Origin of the sequence: Maritalea sp. (genome assembly GCF_051251695.1) — a bacterium.
Classification (GTDB): domain Bacteria; phylum Pseudomonadota; class Alphaproteobacteria; order Rhizobiales; family Devosiaceae; genus Maritalea.
This window is the reverse complement of sequence record NZ_JBPOEU010000011.1, coordinates 97,048-115,873: the sequence shown is the minus strand read 5'-3', so window position 1 is coordinate 115,873 and position 18,826 is coordinate 97,048. Positions and strand designations below refer to the sequence as shown.

Below are 18,826 nucleotides of genomic sequence, written 5' to 3'. Positions count from 1 at the left end.
TAAGGTGTTGCTGAAAGGAATTTAGATGCCCAAAATTGCGCTCGTCGATGACGATCAGAACATTCTTGCCTCTGTCTCCATGTCATTGCAGGCAGAAGGATATCATGTCAGCACCTATACAGATGGCGTTTCTGGTCTTGAAGGGCTTACTTCGGACCTGCCTGATTTAGCCATTTTGGACATCAAAATGCCGCGCATGGATGGTATGGAATTGTTGCGCCGTCTGCGCCAAAAATCCGACCTGCCCGTTATTTTCCTCACTTCTAAGGATGATGAAATTGACGAATTGTTCGGCCTCAAAATGGGTGCCGATGATTTTATCACCAAGCCATTTTCTCAGCGCCTGCTTGTTGAGCGGGTTAAAGCTATTTTACGTCGTGCGCAGGCGCGCCGAGAAGGTGGGGCCGGACCATCGGGCGAGACTGCGCCAAGCAAATCCATTTTAGAGCGCGGACGTCTGGCCATGGACCAAGAACGTCATACAAGCACATGGGACGGCAGAAACGTTACGCTGACCGTGACAGAGTTTTTAATTCTGTTCGCCTTGGCGCAACGCCCCGGCGTTGTGAAAAGTCGCGATAGTTTGATGGATGCAGCATATGACGATCAGGTTTATGTTGATGACAGAACCATCGACAGCCACATCAAAAGACTGCGCAAAAAATTCCGCGTGGTGGATAAAGAGTTCGACATGATCGAAACTCTATACGGTGTCGGTTACCGTTTTAAGGAGCAATAGAAGGCATTGGCGCTTTCGAATGCAACTCACCATTCTAAAGCTAAACCGTCAGACAGCGCTGAACAATCGGCTGCTGACAAGCGTAAAATTGCGCCTGATCGCGGTGTTTTCCGGCGGATTTTAGCGTCCATATCACGCGTGCTGTCCTTCACCATTTTCTCTTCTTTGACACGACGGATTGTTGTGCTCAATTTGGTGGCGCTCGCGGCCTTAGTGATCGCAATTCTTTATCTTAATAGTTGGCGCGCTGGGCTAATTGACGCTCGCGTCGATAGTTTGCGGGTTCAAGGCGAGATCATCGCCGGGGCAATTGCCGCATCAGCAACCGTTGATTCTGATGTCATCACCGTTGATCCTGAAAAGTTTCTGCAATTGCAGGGCGACGATCCGATTTCCACATTGAGCTTTTTCGATCAAACGCTTGAGTTCCCAATTAGTCCAGAACGAATTGCGCCACTTTTGCGTAACCTTGTTACCCCAACCGGAACCCGCGCGCGCATTTATGACCGCGAAGGCGTCCTCATTTTGGATAGTGACAATATTTATGCGCGTGGCGACGTATTGCTGCAATTGCCCGCAGAAGGGTTTGGGGTTCAACAGTTCTTTCTGGTGGATTGGTGGAACCGGTTTTTCCGTTGGTTGCGTGCGGGTGAATTCCCTAGGTATGTGGAGCATTCTGGTGCAGAAGGCGCGAAATACCCTGAAGTAAAAACCGCCCTGTTGGGCGCAACCGCGTCACTGGTGCGGGTCGATAATGATGACCGGCTTGTTGTTTCTGTCGCGGTGCCGGTTAGACGCCTTAAAACAAATGTTGGGGTTTTGCTGCTGTCCACAGAGCCTGGCGATATCGACTTTGTGGTTGAAAAAGAACGCTGGAACGTGTTTCGCATTTTTCTGTTCGCCGCCTCGATCACCACCATCATGTCGCTTCTCCTTGCTGGAACGATTGCCGGGCCCATGCGCCGGTTGTCCGCCGCGGCGCAGCGCGTACGCAATTCCATGAACGCTCGTGAGGAAATTCCAGACTACACCTATAGGCCGGACGAAATTGGGCTTTTGTCTGGCTCCCTGCGCGAAATGACGAATGCGCTTTATAATCGCATCGAAGCGATTGAGAGCTTTGCCGCAGATGTTGCCCATGAGTTGAAAAACCCGCTGACCTCGTTGCGCAGCGCCGTGGAAACATTGCCCATTGCCAACAATGACAAAGATCGTGAGCGCCTTACTTCCATTATCCAGCATGATGTAAGGCGTCTTGACCGTTTGATTACGGATATTTCCAAAGCCTCAAGGCTGGATGCTGAATTGGCCCGCGAAGAGTTCGGCAAAGTGAACATTTCAGGGCTGGTCTCTACAATTGTTGATATTCAATCAGAACCTGCTTCCAAGCGGGATGTGAGAATTGAGTTGGATGACCAACTAAAACCCAATCATCAAGAAATACCCGGCCATGATAGCCGGCTAGCCCAAGTCATCACCAATTTGGTTGATAATGCGGTATCGTTTTCGCCGGACGGGGCTTTGGTCAGCGTCAAATTGAGCCGTAAAGGAAAAAAGGTCAACATTGTCGTAAAAGATGAGGGGCGCGGTATTCGGGGCGATACAGGGCAAATTTTCAAACGTTTTTATACCGACAGGCCCACAAGTGACGGATTTGGCAACCATTCAGGGTTGGGGCTTTCAATATCGCAACAAATTGTTGACGCTCATCGAGGTACAATTGTTGCACTTAATCGCGAAGATCGCTCCGGCGCTGAATTTACCGTCAGTCTGCCGACAACAATTTAAAGGCAAAATATGACAGATAAACCAGAAAATGTTTTCGGTACCGGCATCACTTATGACGGGCTTGGTATTTTGTTACGTGGATCTTCTGGTGCAGGTAAATCATTATTGGCGTTGGATCTTTTGGACCGCGCAGACCTCGCTGGGTTCGAAGCGCATCTCATTTCTGATGACAGAGTGCTTTTACACGTTGAGGATGGCGCCCTAATTTGCACATCCCCACCACAAATTGCCGGACAAATTGAGTTGCGCGGGTGCGGCGTTATTGAACGCGCAACCACCGAACGGGCGAAGATCCATTTGGTTGTCGATTTGTTGAACGAACTAGATCGCATGCCGGAAAACGAAGAGTTTGAAACCGAATTGCTTGGCGTTAAAGTGCCGCGTTGCCCAGTGCCAACTCGCTCGATGATCGACAGTGTGCATCAACGGCTATTGGTCCTTGAAGGGGTGAAGCGCGTGCGGGAAAACCAAGCTGGTTAGTTTTTTGACTTGCAAGCTGTTCCCAACATCGCCAAAATCAACAATTGCGATGAAGCAACACAAAGCAGCTGTAAAAAGGAGCGCCTTATATGATTGGCATGGTGTTGGTAACGCATGGCAAGTTGGCCGACGAATTTCAGTCGGCCCTTGAACATGTGGTAGGACCGCAAGAACAATGCGAAGCGGTCAGCATCGGCCCCGATGATGATATGGAAATGCGGCGTCAGGATATACTTGATGCGGTACACCGAGCGGATAGCGGCGAAGGTGTTGTTATCCTCACCGATATGTTTGGCGGTACGCCTTCAAACTTGGCCATTTCTGTGATGGAAAATCGCGAAGTTGATGTCATCGCAGGTGTTAACTTGCCCATGTTGGTGAAATTGGCGCGCGTCAGACCTGACTTGAATATGCGTGATGCAGTTCACGCCGCTCAAGAAGCCGGACGTAAATATATCAATGTCGCCAAAGACGTATTGGGGGACATGTAAAGCTTGCAAACTATACCCCCTTCATGCCAACCAGAAAAAGCATTTGGACAACGTCTAACCATTGTCAATCAACGCGGGTTACACGCACGTGCTTCCGCGCGGTTTGCTAGAACCGCCGAATGCTTTAACGCTCAAATTTCCGTAACCCGAGACGGCGTAACGGTTGGTGCTTCTTCTATCATGGGGCTGATGATGTTGGGCGCTGGGCCGGGTTCCACAGTGCTGGTGCGATCAAAAGGTCCGCAAGCCCGTGAGGCGTTGGAAGCAATTGTTACACTGGTTGAAGCTGGTTTTGATGAAGACACTGATGGCGTTGTGGCTGAGCAAGCGCAGAGCTAATGGGTCATTGGCCCGCCATATTCCGTTTCTAGGGTCTTGATGACCATATAGGAGGCAATAATGCGATCTCCATTTTTGTTAGTTGGCGCATTGGCGGGCGGACTTACCGTGTCCCAATACCCTGAATATGCCCAACAATATCATCAACGTTTAGGCGGCGCCGTTCAGGAACTGTCTGTGGTCGTTGAGAACTTCGATCAAGACGCCGCCAGCCAAGGCCTCACCCGAAGTGAAGCCCTTGCGCGCTATGACGCGTCAACCGACCAGTTTTTGATCGAACGCGGTGGCTCCATGTCCCAAACAATTGCGCGATATAACAATCTAAAAGCCCACCAAATAGCGCTGCAAAATGCTGGGCCAGTGGAGGAAATCACCGCATTTGCGCAACATCTGGATCAAAAATTACTGTCAGACGCGCTGAACGAATATAAACCCGCCGTGCCGTTCACCCCCAAAGGCTTAACGTTCGCAGGTATCGGTCTATTTATCGGATGGCTGATGTTTAGGCTTGTTTGGGGTTTGTTTGCATTCCCGTTTCGCCGTCGCGTTCGTGTATCAAACTAGTGAATTTTTAAGGATATAAGCTTTTCTTTATGTCTTTATTGAATGGTAAAGATTGGCCGTGTATGGATAGCACTAATCTGGTTCAATAGGAGGCTCCAATGGGCGGCTTGACACAAGAACACGCAGTAAAAGACATTTCCTTGGCTCAATGGGGCCGTACTGAAATTGAAATGGCAGAAATTGAAATGCCGGGCCTTATGGCCATCCGCAGAGAATTTGCGGCAGCGCAGCCGCTTAAAGGCGCGCGCATTGCCGGGTCATTGCACATGACAATCCAAACCGCGGTGTTGATTGAAACATTGGTGGCACTTGGCGCTGAGGTCCGTTGGGCTTCATGCAATATTTTCTCAACTCAAGATCATGCCGCCGCGGCAATTGCTGCTGCGGGCATTCCCGTTTTTGCCCATAAAGGCGAAACGCTTGAGGAATATTGGGACTTTGCTGACCGCATTCTTGACTGGGGCAATGGCGAAACAGCCAATATGATTTTGGACGATGGTGGCGATGCGACCATGTTGGTGCTCACTGGCGCAAAGGCAGAAACTGACCCAAGCGTTTTGGACCATCCAAAAAGCGAAGAAGAAGAATATTTCGCAGCCCAGGCGAAAAAGCGCATTGCCGCTGATCCTGGCTTTTATTCAAAGGTCCGCGAAAACCTTCGTGGCGTTTCAGAAGAAACCACAACAGGCGTGATGCGTCTTTATCAATTGGCAGAACGTGGCGAATTGCCATTCCCGGCGATCAACGTGAATGACAGCGTCACCAAATCCAAGTTCGACAACAAATATGGTTGTCGCGAAAGTTTGGTGGATGCGATCCGTCGCGGCACAGACGTTATGATGGCCGGTAAAGTCGCTATCGTTTGCGGTTATGGCGATGTGGGCAAAGGCTCCGCGCAATCACTTGCTGGCGCAGGCGCCCGCGTGTTGGTCACAGAAATTGACCCCATCTGCGCGTTGCAAGCTGCAATGGATGGCTTTGAAGTTGTCACACTTGAAGAAAACGCACATCGTGCCGACATCGTTGTTTCCTGCACGGGCAACAAGGGCATTGTGACCCTTGATGCGATGCGCAAGCTTAAGGACATGGCGATTGTTTGTAATATCGGCCATTTCGACAATGAAATCGAAGTTGCAGAACTACAAAACTTCAAATGGACAAATGTGAAGCCACAAGTTGATATCGTTCACTTGAGCGAAGACAGCCGCATCATCCTATTGTCTGAAGGTCGTTTGGTGAACCTTGGCAACGCAACTGGTCACCCAAGCTTTGTGATGAGCGCTTCTTTTGCCAACCAAACATTGGCGCAAATTGAATTGTGGACCAAGGCTGAAAGTTATTCCAACGCCGTGCATGTTTTGCCAAAACACTTGGACGAAAAAGTTGCCGAATTGCACCTTGAAAAATTGGGCGCAAAGCTAACCAAACTGACCCAAGAGCAAGCGGACTATCTCGGCTTGCCCAAGGACGGCCCGTTCAAACCGGAACAATATCGCTACTAAGGTCTAGACCTTAAAATTGCGACTGCGATTCATTCGCAGAACATTTCGAGATCAGGGTGGCATCAAGCCACCCTTTTTTGTTTACGCAGTCATTTTCTCTCTTGTTGCGTGATTCGCCAAAGCGTTATGGTGGGGTGATTCGAAATGGTGGCGAATTCGTTAGCAAATTTAAGGGGCAAAGCATGAAGCCGGGAACTTTCCCGATCGGTGGAGGAGTCGCAGGATTCCTGAGCGCGCCAATAGCGCTTATGCTGACCAGTCCTACCTTCGCGCAAGCCAACACGCTCACATCTAACCAGCTTCTTTCCACAACACCCTATGCCATCGCGGTGGGGGCGGTGCTTTTTGGTGCAGCAACAACATTTGTGGCGCTTACCCAGCGACACCAGAGCCAACGTGCAGCGCAAAGAGCCCAAGCTCAACTGATCGAACTAAGTGCTGAACTGGACGAAAAAGAAAATATTCTAAACGGCATGGCCGAGGTCACCGTCATTTGGCGCGATCCAAGCGAAATGCCGCACGTTGTCGGTCAAGTACGGCAGGTTGTTGAAAACTACATTTCAGACGAAGCGATACTTAGCTTTGATGACTGGTTAACCCCTCAGTCAGCTATTGAAGTAAAGTTCAAACTTGCCGATCTTTTGGCGCAGGGCACGGAATTTGAGTTTGGGGTCAGCGGCACCACCGGCATGCGCTACAGAATTTGTGGCAAACTGGTGGCAGGTAGCCCTGTTCTGCGGATCGCTCGGCGAATTGCAGAAGAGGAAGTGCCCTATACCCTGCCCAGTTCTGGCAATAGTGTGCAAGATATCGAGAGCTGCGCCCAAATTTTTGAAAACCTCAACCACCCGGCATGGGTGCGCGATGTGCGCGGCAAGCTGGTTAAAGTCAACGAAGCTTACTATCGATTGTTGGGCATCAAAGAAGATGATCGTGAAGGGGACATTCCCGAGCTGTTTGACGCAATTGCATTAACCCGATTGCGCGAAATTGAATTAACGAACGGCCCAGGCTCGATAATCCAGAAGCATCAAAAGTTTGGCACAATGGATATCACCAAGTTCAAGCTCGCAGACGGCACCGCCGGATATGCAGTGCAGGGACTTGCTTCAAACGAAGAAAAAAACGATCCGCGGTTGAGTTTTCTCACTGCCGCGATTAATGAGCTGCGCACACCAGTGGCGGTTTTCGATGGAAGCGCGCAACTGACCCACTACAATAAGTCGTTTGCCCAATTTTGGGAATTGGACATTGTTTGGCTCGACACCCACCCAAACGAAAAAGCCATTCTTGATCGCTTGCGGACCCAAGGGCAATTGCCGCTAGAGCCGGACTATAAGAAGTGGCGCAGCACACACCTTTCCAGTTACGGGCTTAAGAAAACCCGCGAAGATATGTGGCATTTGCCATCTGGTCAGGTGCTTAATGTTATTGCTTCGCCCGCCCCCAATGCCCGTGGCGTGATTTATGTCTATCATAATGTCACCGAAAAACTGGCGCTGGAAAGCCGATATAACGCCCTCATTCACGTACAAGACGAAACACTAAACGCGTTGCGCGAAGCTGTTGCGGTGTTTGGCACCGATGGTCGGCTCAAACTGCACAACACCCAATTGTCAGGCATGTGGAAATTACCGCTCAATGAGTTGAGCAAGCAAACCCACATCGCCGATATTGTCGATCTGTGTGAAGCAACACTTGCCCAAGATGGTCGCGATATATGGTTAGATCTTAAGTCCCATATTGTTGACATTAGCGCCGAGCGATCAAACAAATCAGGCCGCATTAGGCGTTTGGATGGGCGCCTAATTGACTATGCGATTGTGCGCTTGCCAGACGGGCAAACACTTTTGACTTTTGTCGACATCACCGAAGGCGCCGCGTACGAAAAAGTTCTTAAAGAACGCAACGAAGCGCTGGAAACCGCCGATAAACTCAAAGATGCATTTGTGCAAAATGTTTCTTATGAGTTCCGTTCACCGCTGACCAACATTATTGGATTTGCGGATCTCTTGAGTTCTGGCGAAGCTGGCGAGCTCAATGAGAAACAACTCAGCTATGCAAGTTACATTCGCGCTTCTAGCGCCACATTGGGTTTGCTGATCGACAATATCTTGGACCTCACGACAATTGATGCGGGCATTGCGGAGCTAAATACAGAAGTCCTTGATATCGAAAAACTAATTGATCAAGCCAAAGCTGGCGTGGTCGCTACGCTACAAGTCGCCCAATCAGATGTGCCGATAAATCTTGATATCAATATCGCACCAAATTTGCCGACCTTCGTGGCGGATGGGGCACGTATTGTTCAGGTGCTTTACAATCTTTTGTCCAACGCCGTTCGTTTTTCCGAACCCGGATCAAAAGTAAGCTTAGATGTAACAGAACGCGCAGGGCGTATGCTGTTTATCGTTGAAGATGAAGGCGAAGGCATTCCTGAAGAGTTGATTTCTTCCATCTTTGATCGGTTTGAGGGGCAGGCGGTTGCAGGCAAACAGCGTGGCGCGGGCCTTGGCCTATCGATTGTAAAAACCTTTGCACATATGCATGGTGGCACGGTCGATATAGAACGCCGTGAACCTAAGGGAACCCGGGTTGTGGTCAATCTGCCTGTTGAGCAACTCTCTCGCGGTGTAGCGGAATAGTTTGGACCCAATATGGCGGACCGAGCACTTTATAAAATTCTCACCGAAATAGGCACAATCCAGTTGGCCTCTGCTTTTGCAGAACTGGTGAAACCGGGCGACATTATTCTACTTAACGGTGACCTGGGGGCTGGAAAGTCATTTTTTGCGCGTTCATTGCTAAGGGTTTTGGCAAATGATCCCGAACTAGAAGTGCCAAGCCCGACATTTTCACTTGTTCAACCCTATCAGTTTCAATCCATAAATTGCATCCATGCCGACCTTTATCGCTTGTCAGACGAAAGCGAAGCCGAAGAGTTGGGCTTGTTTGATGGCGATAATTTGCTGTTGATCGAATGGCCAGACCGCTTGCCAGAATTGGCAGCGAAAGCACGCTTTAGTCTGACTTTGAGCAACATCAAAGGGGAAATGGAAACACGAAAATTGTTGGTAGAAGCGGAAAGCTCAGATTTGAATAAGCTTGCTGCTTTGCTCGAATCCCGCTCAGATATAAATCTAAGCAGCGCATCAACTTCGTAGTCGCCAATTCGGCAAAACAAAGCCGGTTCAACAAGGCCAAACCAACATAATGCAGCACCAAAAGCTCTTTTCCATCGCACCCCATGCGCCGTTCTTGCCCACATTGGCAACCGCGCTGATGGCTGGCGATTTGCTGCCCAACTGGCCGCGCGACGATCCGTTTTGGTTGTCTGATATCACCATTTACGTACCCACCAAACGGGCGCGTCTGGCGCTGATCGACGAACTGCTTGAGCTCAATGCTGGGTCGCAATTACTGCCCAACATTTTCACCCTTGGCGAAGGGGACGATGCGGAGAACGCTTTTTTCACCGACCCTGATGTGGATAGTTTCAACGTAACGTCAAAACTCTACCGCACCACGATCTTGAGCCAACTGATCGAAAAATGGGCTGCCGTCGCGCAAAAAACCGGTCAGCCGGGATTTTCCTCACCACCCAGCATGGTGGAGATTTTAGCCATGGCGCAAAGCCTTGGTGGATTGATCGACGATTTTCTAACCGAAGAAATTCGCTTTGATCGGATCAAACAGTTGGTGCCCGAAGAATTGGCCGAAAACTGGCAGCAGACGTTGCAATTCTTAGAAATTGCATTTGAAGCATGGCCCGCCCATTTGGCAGAGGTCGGCCAAATTGATGCGGCGTTGCTGCGTCGTCAACGGTTTGATTTCGCCAGCCAATCCCTGCCCATTCGATATGGAGATCGACCTGTTATTGCCGCTGGTTCTACCGGCTCGGTGCCTGCGACAGCGCGGTTCTTAGCGGCCATATCAAAGCTAAATAATGCGGCGATTGTCTTGCCGGGCTTTGATGTGGCTATGTCGGCAAACGAACACGAACATCTTATCGACCCTGATAATGAGTGCCACGCACACCCCCAATATGGCATGGCGAAGCTTTTAAGAAAAATTGGCGAAGGCCCGGCTGCCGTTCAAGCTTTGGGCAAAGAAAATTCAGCGCGTTCGACCATTTTGAACGCCACGTTGGCTCGACCCGAACGCACAAGCGAATGGCACCAAGATCGGGCAAAAATTACTGACGACCGAATGGATCAGGCGTTAGAACATTTGGGCATTTTGGCGCTCGACAATATGGACCATGAAGCGCGGGCCATTGCTTTGGCGGCGCGTGAAGCCGTTGAGAAAAATCAAAATGTCGGCATCATCTCTCCGGATCGGGATTTGGCGCGGCGCATCAAAGTTGAGCTGGAGCGTTTTGATATCGTCATTGATGACAGCGCCGGAATGCCGCTGAGCCAATCGCCTGCTGGGCGTTGGTTGCGTCAATTGCTTGCGGCGCTGCAATCCAATTTCAAACCAGTTGATCTGGTGGCATTCCTCGCGAACCGCAATGTGCGGCTTGGCCGCACCCGCTCAGAAATTTCCCGTCTGCGCGAGTTGCTCGACGTCAGCACTCTACGCGGCACGCGCGGACTAAATGGGTTGCAAGGGCTGCGGGAACTTATTGCAGACAATGTAGAAGGAAAACTAAAGCGCACCCCCAGAAAGCTCAAAGATGAAGAAGCTTTTGCGCTAACTAATTTACTTGATGATATTGAGGCGGCAATCTCGCCAGTTTGCGACGATGGCGAAACGGTTTGGAACATTTCGAAACTAGCGCGGAATATCCCGGAATTAGTGCAAAACATTTGCGGTACAGACGCGGCACAAAGCGGGATGTTCCAGGGGGTAACCGAGCTATTGCAATGGGCCGAAGATTTGGCCCGCTGCACACATTTTTCGCCCACATCGCGCCCCGCAGATGTCATCGCGTCGATCAACTTGCTGATGCAAAACATCACGGTGCGACCACCCGAAACCACGCGACAAGATGTGCAAATTTGGGGTCGCATCGAAGCGCGATTGTTGCAGGCGGACTTGATGATTTTAGCCGGGCTCAACGAAGGCGTTTGGCCTGAAATCGCAGAGCCGGGCCCATGGCTTTCTCGCGGCATGAAGCTGGGGCTAAACCTTGATCCGCCAGAGCGCAAAGTAGGGCTTGCAGCCCATGATTTTTTGATGGGTATGGGCGCCAATAAACTATTGGTGACATATGCCAAAAGACGGGGCACATCCCCCGCGGACCCATCCCGGTTTATCCAGCGACTTGAAGCGTTTTTAGGCGAAGATCACACCAAGGCCCTATACGAAAAAACCAAGTATTTTCATACGCTTTTGATCGATTTAGACGGTGTTGAAAATCCAAAATTGGCCTCAAGACCTTTGCCACAACCTTTCGCCAATATCCGCCCCAAACGGCTCTCCATCACCGAGATTGAAACCTTAATCCGCGACCCATATGCGATCTATGCCAAGCATGTTTTGGGTCTAAAAAAACTGCGCGCTCTAGGCGCAGCGCCCGACGCGGCGGAGCGTGGAGATTTGATCCATGACGTGCTGGGCAAATTTGTTGAGCAGGGCCATGATTTCACCGCGCCCGACGCGCATGATCAATTGATGCAACTCGCGCAGGTTGTTTATCAACGGCTCGACGATGTTGCAGATCGCCGAGATATTTGGCTGCGTCGGTTTTCTTCAATCGCCGAAAAAGTCATTGCATTCGAAGTTGAGCGGAATCCCAAAATCGAGCAAAGGTTTGCCGAAAAATTCGGCCAGGTCGCCCTACCAATCGGCAGCGAGATGTTCGAGATTTACGGCTATGCCGATCGTATCGATATTCTTAAAGGCAACGGTGCTGAGCTGATTGATTTCAAAACGGGCTCGATCCCCAAACCAAAAGAAATGCAGAACTTTCTAAGCCCACAATTGCCGATGGAAGCGATAATCGCGCGACATGCAGGGTTTGACGATGTGCCCAAAACAGACGCGGATGCACTGACTTACATTAAACTGTCCCATGGCCCGAACCCATTCGGTGTCACCAATTTTGCAGCGGGAAAACTAAGCCTTGAAAGCCTGATCGACGATTATTGGCGTCATTTTTCTAGCTTTGCTGAGGTGATGTTAATGCGCGATGAAACCGCAATGGCCGCGCAATTGCTGCCGAAGGAAAACCAGCATTTCGCTGGCGACTATGATCATTTCGCCCGGCAAAAAGAATGGATGATCGATCAGGGAGACGACGAATGACGAATTCTCCTCGTGGTCCGCTTTCTATTTCGGATGAAACCAAAAACAATCAGACACGCGCTGCAAATCCTGAAGCTAACGTGTGGGTTAAGGCCAATGCAGGGTCCGGAAAAACTTACATTTTAAGCCGTCGCGTGTTGCGTTTGCTGATCGATGGCGTGCCACCTGAACAAGTGCTTTGTCTTACGTACACTAAGGCCGCCGCCGCAGAAATGCGCGCCCGTGTATCCAAAGAATTGGGGCAATGGGCGGTGATGGATGAGGAAAAACTGTCCAATACGATCTTCGAGTTGGAAGGCAAGCGACCAGATATTGGTCGGATGAATTTTGCCCGCCAGCTTTTTGCCAAAGCGTTGGAAACGCCGGGTGGTCTCAAGATAAATACCATACATGCCTTTTCAGAAAGTATTCTGCATCGCTTTCCGCTGGAAGCAGGCGTGCCGTTTGATTTTCAGGTAATCGATGATGCCGAGCGATTTGATCTGCTTCGTGCCGCACGCGAGGCGGTGTTGGCTCAACGTGTTGGTGGTGACGACCTAAAGACCGACATTGATACGCTGTTCAATATTGCCTCCGATGATGGGCTGGAAAGTGCCATTTCAAACGCGCTGTCCTTCGGCGCTAAATTGCGCATTGTGTTGGACAATAAGACCCGATGTGAAACCAATTTGCGCACGTTTCTCGGCCTGTCCGCAATCCAAAACCTTACAACAATTTCTCAAGAAACGATCGATGCAGCCATTCTTCCGCCGAGCGAATATGCAAACGTGAGCGCAGAACTTACCCATCTAGGGGTCGCGAAGAATTTCAACAAAAAATTGTCTAAAGCCGTTGGCGAATTCATTTCGCCCGACCTCATGTTTCGCACATTTTTAAAACCCGACGGCACCCGCCCCGGTAAAGGCCATGAAGCCCACTCTGGTGTCGCTAAACACAACGCGCTTTTGGCAGAGCAACTGGAAAATGAAACCGAACGGCTTGAGGCGCTTTATCAGCCATTCATGGCCGCGAAAGTGCTTGATCAATCGTTGGCATTACTCAACGTCATCGAAGCAATTTTCACCCAATATGATACGCAAAAGCGGGCGCGGTCTTTGCTCGATTTTGACGATCTAATCATCCATCTGCGCCAGCTCCTCTCAGATTCTGAATTCTCCCAGTGGGTTGCCTATAAACTTGATGCAGGCATCACCCATATTTTGGTGGATGAAAGCCAAGACACCAACCCCGAACAATGGCGAATTGTTGAAGCCCTACTGGCAGACTTTTTCGACGGGGAAAGCGCCATCCAGCGACCAAGATCGGTGTTTGCCGTTGGGGATGAGAAACAGTCGATCTTCAGCTTTCAAGGCGCGGAGCCGCATCTGTTTGGTGAAACCGGACGCAAGCTTGGCCTGCAAGCGATGACCGCAGAAAAAGACTGGGAAGACATCACGCTCAAGACCAGCTTTAGAACCGTTGGCGCGATCCTTGCTGCGGTAGACCACGTTTTTGAACGCCCCTTTGCCCATGAAGGACTGACCACTGACGATGAAAAAACCGTCCACGAAGCTGCCCGCACCATGGGCGGCGGCGTTGTTGAACTGTGGCGACCTGTCGAAAAACCTCAAATAGATGAAAATGAGGAAATCTATAAAACCAAGGCAAGTGACCCACGATCACGGCCCGAAGACATTTTGGCAGATAAAATCGCTACGACAATTCAGGACTGGATCGAAACCGGCAGACAATTGGGTGCCCGTGATCAAGTGGTCACACCCGGCGATATTTTGATTTTGGTTCAGTCACGCGGCCCGATGTTTAAAGCGATGATCCGAGCGCTAAAGCAAAAGGGTTTGCCCAATTTGGGTGAAGATAAACTGACGGTTTCCACCCATATTGCGGTTGAAGACTTGTTGGTGCTTGCTGATGTATTGATGAACCCCGCCGATGATTTAGGGTTAGCCACGTTGTTACGTTCGCCGCTTTTTGGCTGGAACGAAGATCAATTGTTTACCCTGGCGCGCGGCACGCGCAACGGTAAATGCCGGATGCAGGATCAAAAGCCAGTGTGGCCATTATGGGTACAACTTCAGGCTGACGCTGAAACAGACGAACGGGCGGCGCTAGCGGCGCAGACCATTCGCGAGTGGCGTAATCGGCTTGACTTGGATCGGCCTTACGAGTTTTTCGCCCATGTCTTGTTCAAAGAACAAGGACTAAAGAAATTTCACGCGCGGCTTGGCCCTGAAATTGATGACGTGATCAATGAGTTCCTCAATATGGCACTGGCGCACGAGCAAACCGACCAGCCTTCAATGCTGGGGTTTGTGACTGCCATGCGCCAAAGTGAAAGCCAAATTAAGCGTGAACTGAGCGAAGCCAGCGGTGCCATCCGGGTGATGACCGTACATGGCGCAAAAGGGCTTGAAGCGCCGATTGTGTTTTCAATTGACGCAACATCTTCCCCTGCGGGCCAACAAAACAATAAATCCATCCTAATGGAAGCAGATCATGAGGCACCGCAAAACGCCTATCTGCTTTGGGCACCGGGGTCGGCAAAAAATCAGGCGGCCAATGTGCAAACAGGCGTGGAGCGAGAAAAAGCAAAAGACCAAGCAGAATATCGGCGCAAACTTTATGTTGCGCTCACCCGGGCAGAAGATGAGTTGTATGTCACCGGCATTGCCAAACGGGGCCAAGAAAACAGCTGGTATCAAATGGTCTATGATGGGCTGGCTGAGCATTGTCTGGAACTTAAAGACGAGGCAGACCAGACCATTGCTTGGCGATATCCGAAGGATGCTGCATTTCAAGTTGGCAAACAAAACCAATTGGACGATGTTAAATCATCGCCATTGCCAAACTGGATTACTGAACCTGCACCGGTGCCGACAACAAGGCGAATTGTCGAGCCGTCCAAACATGACGAAGTTTACAAACAGTCTGCTGGTCCGGCATCGCTTGATCGCGAGACAGCACGGTTGCGGGGCACGACGTTGCACGCGCTGCTGCAGTTTATGCCGCGCTTTGCGCCAGAGGATCGTCACCAGTTTGCGGCTCAGGCGTTGGTTTCGCTTATGCCCGACCACGAGCAACTTCATGACAGGATGATCGAGCAAGCCAATGCCATCATCACGGCGCCTGAATTTGCAGACCTGTTTGGCACACAATCGCGCGGGGAGGTGGCCGTTGCCGCAGACATAGAGTTTGAAGGCAAACCCTCACGCATCACCGGGCGTATTGATCGTTTGGTGGTTTCGGACGATCAGGTGCTGATTGTTGACTTTAAATCCGATGCCAATCCGCCTAAAGATGTGGATGCGATCCCAGCTAATTACCGCACGCAGCTCACCCGCTATCGGGCGGCATTGCGCAAACAGTTTCCAAATAGACCCATAAACTGCGCCATTTTGTGGACTGAGAATTTGAAAATGTCTCATTTGCTAGATTCTAATTTCTAACCGCACACAAAATGGTTCACCTCGTCGTGATTTGCTTGAATGCGAGCGCGACTCTTCTTACGTTCATTGCAACGAAGTAACAAATGAGAAAGGGGCGGCCATGACCACCCAAGTTTCTGAAGCACAATTTTCTGATGAAGTTTTGAGCGCGAAAGTGCCAGTTTTGGTGGATTTCTGGGCAGAATGGTGCGGACCATGTAAAGCCATTGCACCTGTCTTGGAAGAGATCTCGACTGAGATGGCGGGCAAAGTGAAAATCGTCAAAGTCAATGTTGACGAAAATCCAAACATTGCTTCTCAATATGGCATTCGCTCAATCCCTACCATGATATTGTTCAAAGGCGGCGAAGCGGCTGACATGAAAGTTGGCGCAGGCGAGCCAAAAGCGGGCCTTGTAAAATGGCTTGAAGGCCACGCAGCCTAAGGGAATTCGCAATGCTCAACGCTGTTGATGACAATAATTTCGCCGCTGAGGTGCTCCAGAGCGATCAACCTGTGTTGGTCGACTTTTGGGCCGATTGGTGCGCGCCGTGTAAAGCCATGGACCCTATTTTGGAAAAAGCGGCTGAAGACCTTTCAGGCCGCGTGAAGCTTGTAAAGTTAAACGGTGCGGATAATCCATCAACCATGACCCAATATGGCGTGCGCAATATGCCAACCTATTTGCTTTTCCAAAAAGGTGAAGTGGTTGACATGAAAGTGGGCGCGACATTGTCCCATGTTGGGCTTGTGAAATGGCTTGAAGAGTATGCTGCGTAACTCCAGCATCTCTAAAACTCGAATTAAAAGCGCCGCTCCAGTATTACTCGGGCGGCGTTTTGTTTTCAGCCAATACATCACCGGCCAAATAGAGCGAGCCGCAAATCACAACCCGTTGAGGTTCGTTGCGGGACACCAATTTAAGCGCGTCACGGACAGATTGTGTGTGGGTGGCAGCAAAGCCATGTTGAATGGCCAGTTCGGCCAGGTCTTGGGGCAAAGAGCCTGAATTGGTGGTCATGTCGTCACCAGGCACTGGCACGGTAATGATGTTTTTTGCCAAACCTTCAAAGCAACTTAGATATCCTTTGACATCCTTATTGCTCAGCATACCAAGAACAAGCGTAAGGGGCCTTGATTGGCGCTCATTTAGGTCACCCAATGCTTGGGCTAAAACTTGCGCACCAGCGACATTGTGGCCGCCGTCAAGCCAGAGATCGCTGCCCTTTGCCAGCATGTCTTGTAATAGTCCGGGTAAGGGCTGCATACGTGCTGGCCAGCGGACATTTTGCACACCATTTGCGATATCTTCTGTGCTAACGCCTGTGCCAAAATGCTTGAGCGCTGCAATGGCGGTTGTGGCATTTTCAAACTGGTGGATGCCAACCAAACTTGGTTTGGGCAAGTCGTCCAAGCCATCAAGGTCAGAATAAACGAACCGGTCACGCTCGGGATAGCCGTCAAAATCCTGACCGCAAATAAACGGGGTGATGTTCAGTTCAGCCGCGCGTTTTTCCAAAACCTGCATGGCGCCGTGGGCCTGGCGGCTAAACACCGCTTTGGTGCCTTTTTTAAGAATGCCAGCTTTTTCAAAAGCGATCTTTTCGATTGTATCGCCCAAAAATTGCACATGGTCGATTGAAATTGGCGTGATCACGCAGCCAAGTGGATGCGGCACTACATTTGTGCAATCCAAGCGGCCGCCTAAACCTGTTTCCAGCAACACATAGTCAGCGTCAACTTGGGTAAACAGGTCGAACGCGACAGCCGTTGTAATCTCAAAGAAAGTGATCGATTGCCCAGCATTGATCCGTTCGACACGTTCCAGCGTCTCGTTTAGCCTTTTGGAGCTAACAAACTTCCCCGCAAGGCGAAACCGTTCATGAAAACGCGTGAGGTGGGGGGACGAATATACGTGAACGCGCTTGCCCGCAGCTTCCAAAATGGCGCGCATAAAGGCAATGGTTGACCCTTTCCCATTCGTGCCAGCCACGTGAATTACGGGGGGCAGACGCTTTTGGGGGTGATCAAGTTCACCAAGCATTCGGTCAAGCCGTCCCAACGAAAGGTCCATCTTTTTTGGGTGCAGCGCCAAAAGGCGCTGCGTGATTTCATCGGTACGGGTCACAAATGCTATTCAGCGTGTGCAACAGGTGGTGGGGTCAAATCCTCATTGTCCTCAGCCGGGGCATTGTCGGTTTCTTCAACCCCTTCTGCAGCAACGATCGCGTCACGCATGGTGAGCTGTTTGGGCACTTCTAATTCCATTTCATTCAATGGCGATTTGGCGAAAATGCCAACAAGCTTGCCAATGGTGGGGCGCAGATTATGCCGATGCACAACCATATCGACCATGCCGTGCTCATAAAGATATTCTGAGCGCTGGAACCCTTTGGGCAGGCTTTCGCGAATGGTTTGCTCGATAACCCGTTGGCCAGCAAAACCGATCAGCGCGTTTGGCTCTGCGATTTGCACGTCCCCAAGCATCGCGTAGGATGCGGTTACGCCGCCGGTTGTTGGGTCGGTGAAGACCACAATATAGGGAAGGCTCGCTTCGCGTAGACGCGCCACAGCAACTGTTGTACGCGGCATTTGCATCAATGAAAGCATGCCTTCTTGCATACGCGCACCACCTGATGCGGTGAACAGAATGAACGGGGTACGGTTTTTAACCGCCATTTCCAGCCCTTTGACAATCGTCGCGCCAGCAGCCATGCCAAGCGATCCGCCGCCAAAGTCAAAATCTTGAACACCAACAGTAACGTCACGCCCGATCAGTTTACCGCTCGCCAACAGCACACAATCTTTCATGTCTGTTTTGGCACGATAATCCCGCAATTGGTCTGTATATTTTTTTGTTGCGCGGAATTTTAGCGGGTCATGGGCCACGTCGGGCACTTCATGTTCCGTGTATTTGCCGTCATCCAAAAAGGACTTCATGCGATCGCGGGCTTTGATTTTCATGTGAAAACCAGAATTTGGCACCACCCATTGGTTGGCTTCCAAATCGCGATAAAATACCATTTCGCCGCTCTGCGGACACTTCACCCAAAGATTTTCTGGGCTTTCGCGTTTGTTCAAGAACGAGCGAATTTTTGGGCGAACAACTGAATTGATCCAATTCATGAAGCTATGAAGCCTTCCTGTGTTTCTTTGTCGTACTGCGCAGTTTTGTACTGCGTCCGTATAAGTTTTGCCGATTATACCGCAACTCAACTATCTTGGCGAGATGCGATATTACTGTTGTGA

15 protein-coding genes are annotated in these 18,826 nt (G+C 50.5%); 13 read left to right on the top strand and 2 right to left on the bottom strand.

Annotated elements, in window-relative coordinates; all coding sequences use genetic code 11:
- Positions 1-25 precede the first annotated feature (25 nt).
- The 13 genes from ACSHWX_RS08615 to trxA (ACSHWX_RS08555) all read left to right on the top strand — a co-directional run bounded on the left by ACSHWX_RS08615 (position 26) and on the right by trxA (ACSHWX_RS08555) (position 16,357).
- Entirely contained in the window at positions 26-739 is a 714-nt protein-coding gene (locus tag ACSHWX_RS08615) for a response regulator transcription factor (protein WP_435667796.1), read from the top strand.
- Positions 740-745: 6 nt separating this feature from the next.
- A complete protein-coding gene (locus ACSHWX_RS08610) occupies positions 746-2,527 on the top strand; it encodes a stimulus-sensing domain-containing protein (protein WP_435667795.1) in 1,782 nt (593 codons plus the stop codon).
- A gap of 9 nt (positions 2,528-2,536) precedes the next feature.
- On the top strand, positions 2,537-3,007 hold the full coding sequence (locus ACSHWX_RS08605; protein WP_435667794.1) for an HPr kinase/phosphorylase: 471 nt from the start codon (positions 2,537-2,539) through the stop codon (positions 3,005-3,007).
- An 89-nt stretch (positions 3,008-3,096) separates the two neighbouring features.
- Positions 3,097-3,498: a PTS sugar transporter subunit IIA gene (locus tag ACSHWX_RS08600; RefSeq protein WP_435667793.1), complete on the top strand. Its 402-nt coding sequence runs from the start codon at positions 3,097-3,099 to the stop codon at positions 3,496-3,498.
- Between the two features lie 3 nt (positions 3,499-3,501).
- Entirely contained in the window at positions 3,502-3,837 is a 336-nt protein-coding gene (locus ACSHWX_RS08595) for an HPr family phosphocarrier protein (protein WP_435667792.1), read from the top strand.
- 60 nt (positions 3,838-3,897) lie between these two features.
- Positions 3,898-4,401, top strand: coding sequence for a DUF2937 family protein (locus ACSHWX_RS08590; RefSeq protein ID WP_435667791.1), 504 nt, complete (start codon positions 3,898-3,900; stop codon positions 4,399-4,401).
- A 98-nt stretch (positions 4,402-4,499) separates the two neighbouring features.
- Positions 4,500-5,903, top strand: coding sequence for an adenosylhomocysteinase (gene ahcY, locus ACSHWX_RS08585; protein WP_435667790.1), 1,404 nt, complete (start codon positions 4,500-4,502; stop codon positions 5,901-5,903).
- Positions 5,904-6,085: 182 nt separating this feature from the next.
- Complete coding sequence (locus ACSHWX_RS08580) at positions 6,086-8,548, top strand: ATP-binding protein (RefSeq protein ID WP_435667789.1); 2,463 nt, start codon at positions 6,086-6,088, stop codon at positions 8,546-8,548.
- Positions 8,549-8,560: 12 nt separating this feature from the next.
- Positions 8,561-9,067: a tRNA (adenosine(37)-N6)-threonylcarbamoyltransferase complex ATPase subunit type 1 TsaE gene (gene tsaE / locus ACSHWX_RS08575; RefSeq protein WP_435667788.1), complete on the top strand. Its 507-nt coding sequence runs from the start codon at positions 8,561-8,563 to the stop codon at positions 9,065-9,067.
- A 49-nt stretch (positions 9,068-9,116) separates the two neighbouring features.
- Entirely contained in the window at positions 9,117-12,155 is a 3,039-nt protein-coding gene (addB, locus tag ACSHWX_RS08570; protein ID WP_435667787.1) for a double-strand break repair protein AddB, read from the top strand.
- Positions 12,152-15,598, top strand: coding sequence for a double-strand break repair helicase AddA (gene addA / locus ACSHWX_RS08565; protein ID WP_435667786.1), 3,447 nt, complete (start codon positions 12,152-12,154; stop codon positions 15,596-15,598). Before addB ends, addA begins: the two co-directional genes overlap by 4 nt.
- A gap of 100 nt (positions 15,599-15,698) precedes the next feature.
- Positions 15,699-16,022 (top strand): thioredoxin, encoded by a 324-nt coding sequence (gene trxA / locus ACSHWX_RS08560; RefSeq protein ID WP_435667785.1) that lies wholly within the window; start codon positions 15,699-15,701, stop codon positions 16,020-16,022.
- Between the two features lie 11 nt (positions 16,023-16,033).
- Positions 16,034-16,357, top strand: coding sequence for a thioredoxin (trxA, locus tag ACSHWX_RS08555; protein WP_435667784.1), 324 nt, complete (start codon positions 16,034-16,036; stop codon positions 16,355-16,357).
- Positions 16,358-16,400: 43 nt separating this feature from the next.
- On the opposite strand, the gene ACSHWX_RS08550 is transcribed toward trxA (ACSHWX_RS08555), so the two are convergent.
- Both ACSHWX_RS08550 and accD read right to left on the bottom strand, forming a co-directional pair.
- Positions 16,401-17,705 carry a bifunctional folylpolyglutamate synthase/dihydrofolate synthase gene (locus tag ACSHWX_RS08550; protein ID WP_435667783.1) on the bottom strand — a complete coding sequence of 435 codons (1,305 nt, stop codon included), beginning with the start codon at positions 17,703-17,705 and terminating at the stop codon, positions 16,401-16,403.
- A 5-nt stretch (positions 17,706-17,710) separates the two neighbouring features.
- A complete protein-coding gene (gene accD, locus ACSHWX_RS08545; protein ID WP_435667782.1) occupies positions 17,711-18,703 on the bottom strand; it encodes an acetyl-CoA carboxylase, carboxyltransferase subunit beta in 993 nt (330 codons plus the stop codon).
- Positions 18,704-18,826 lie beyond the last annotated feature (123 nt).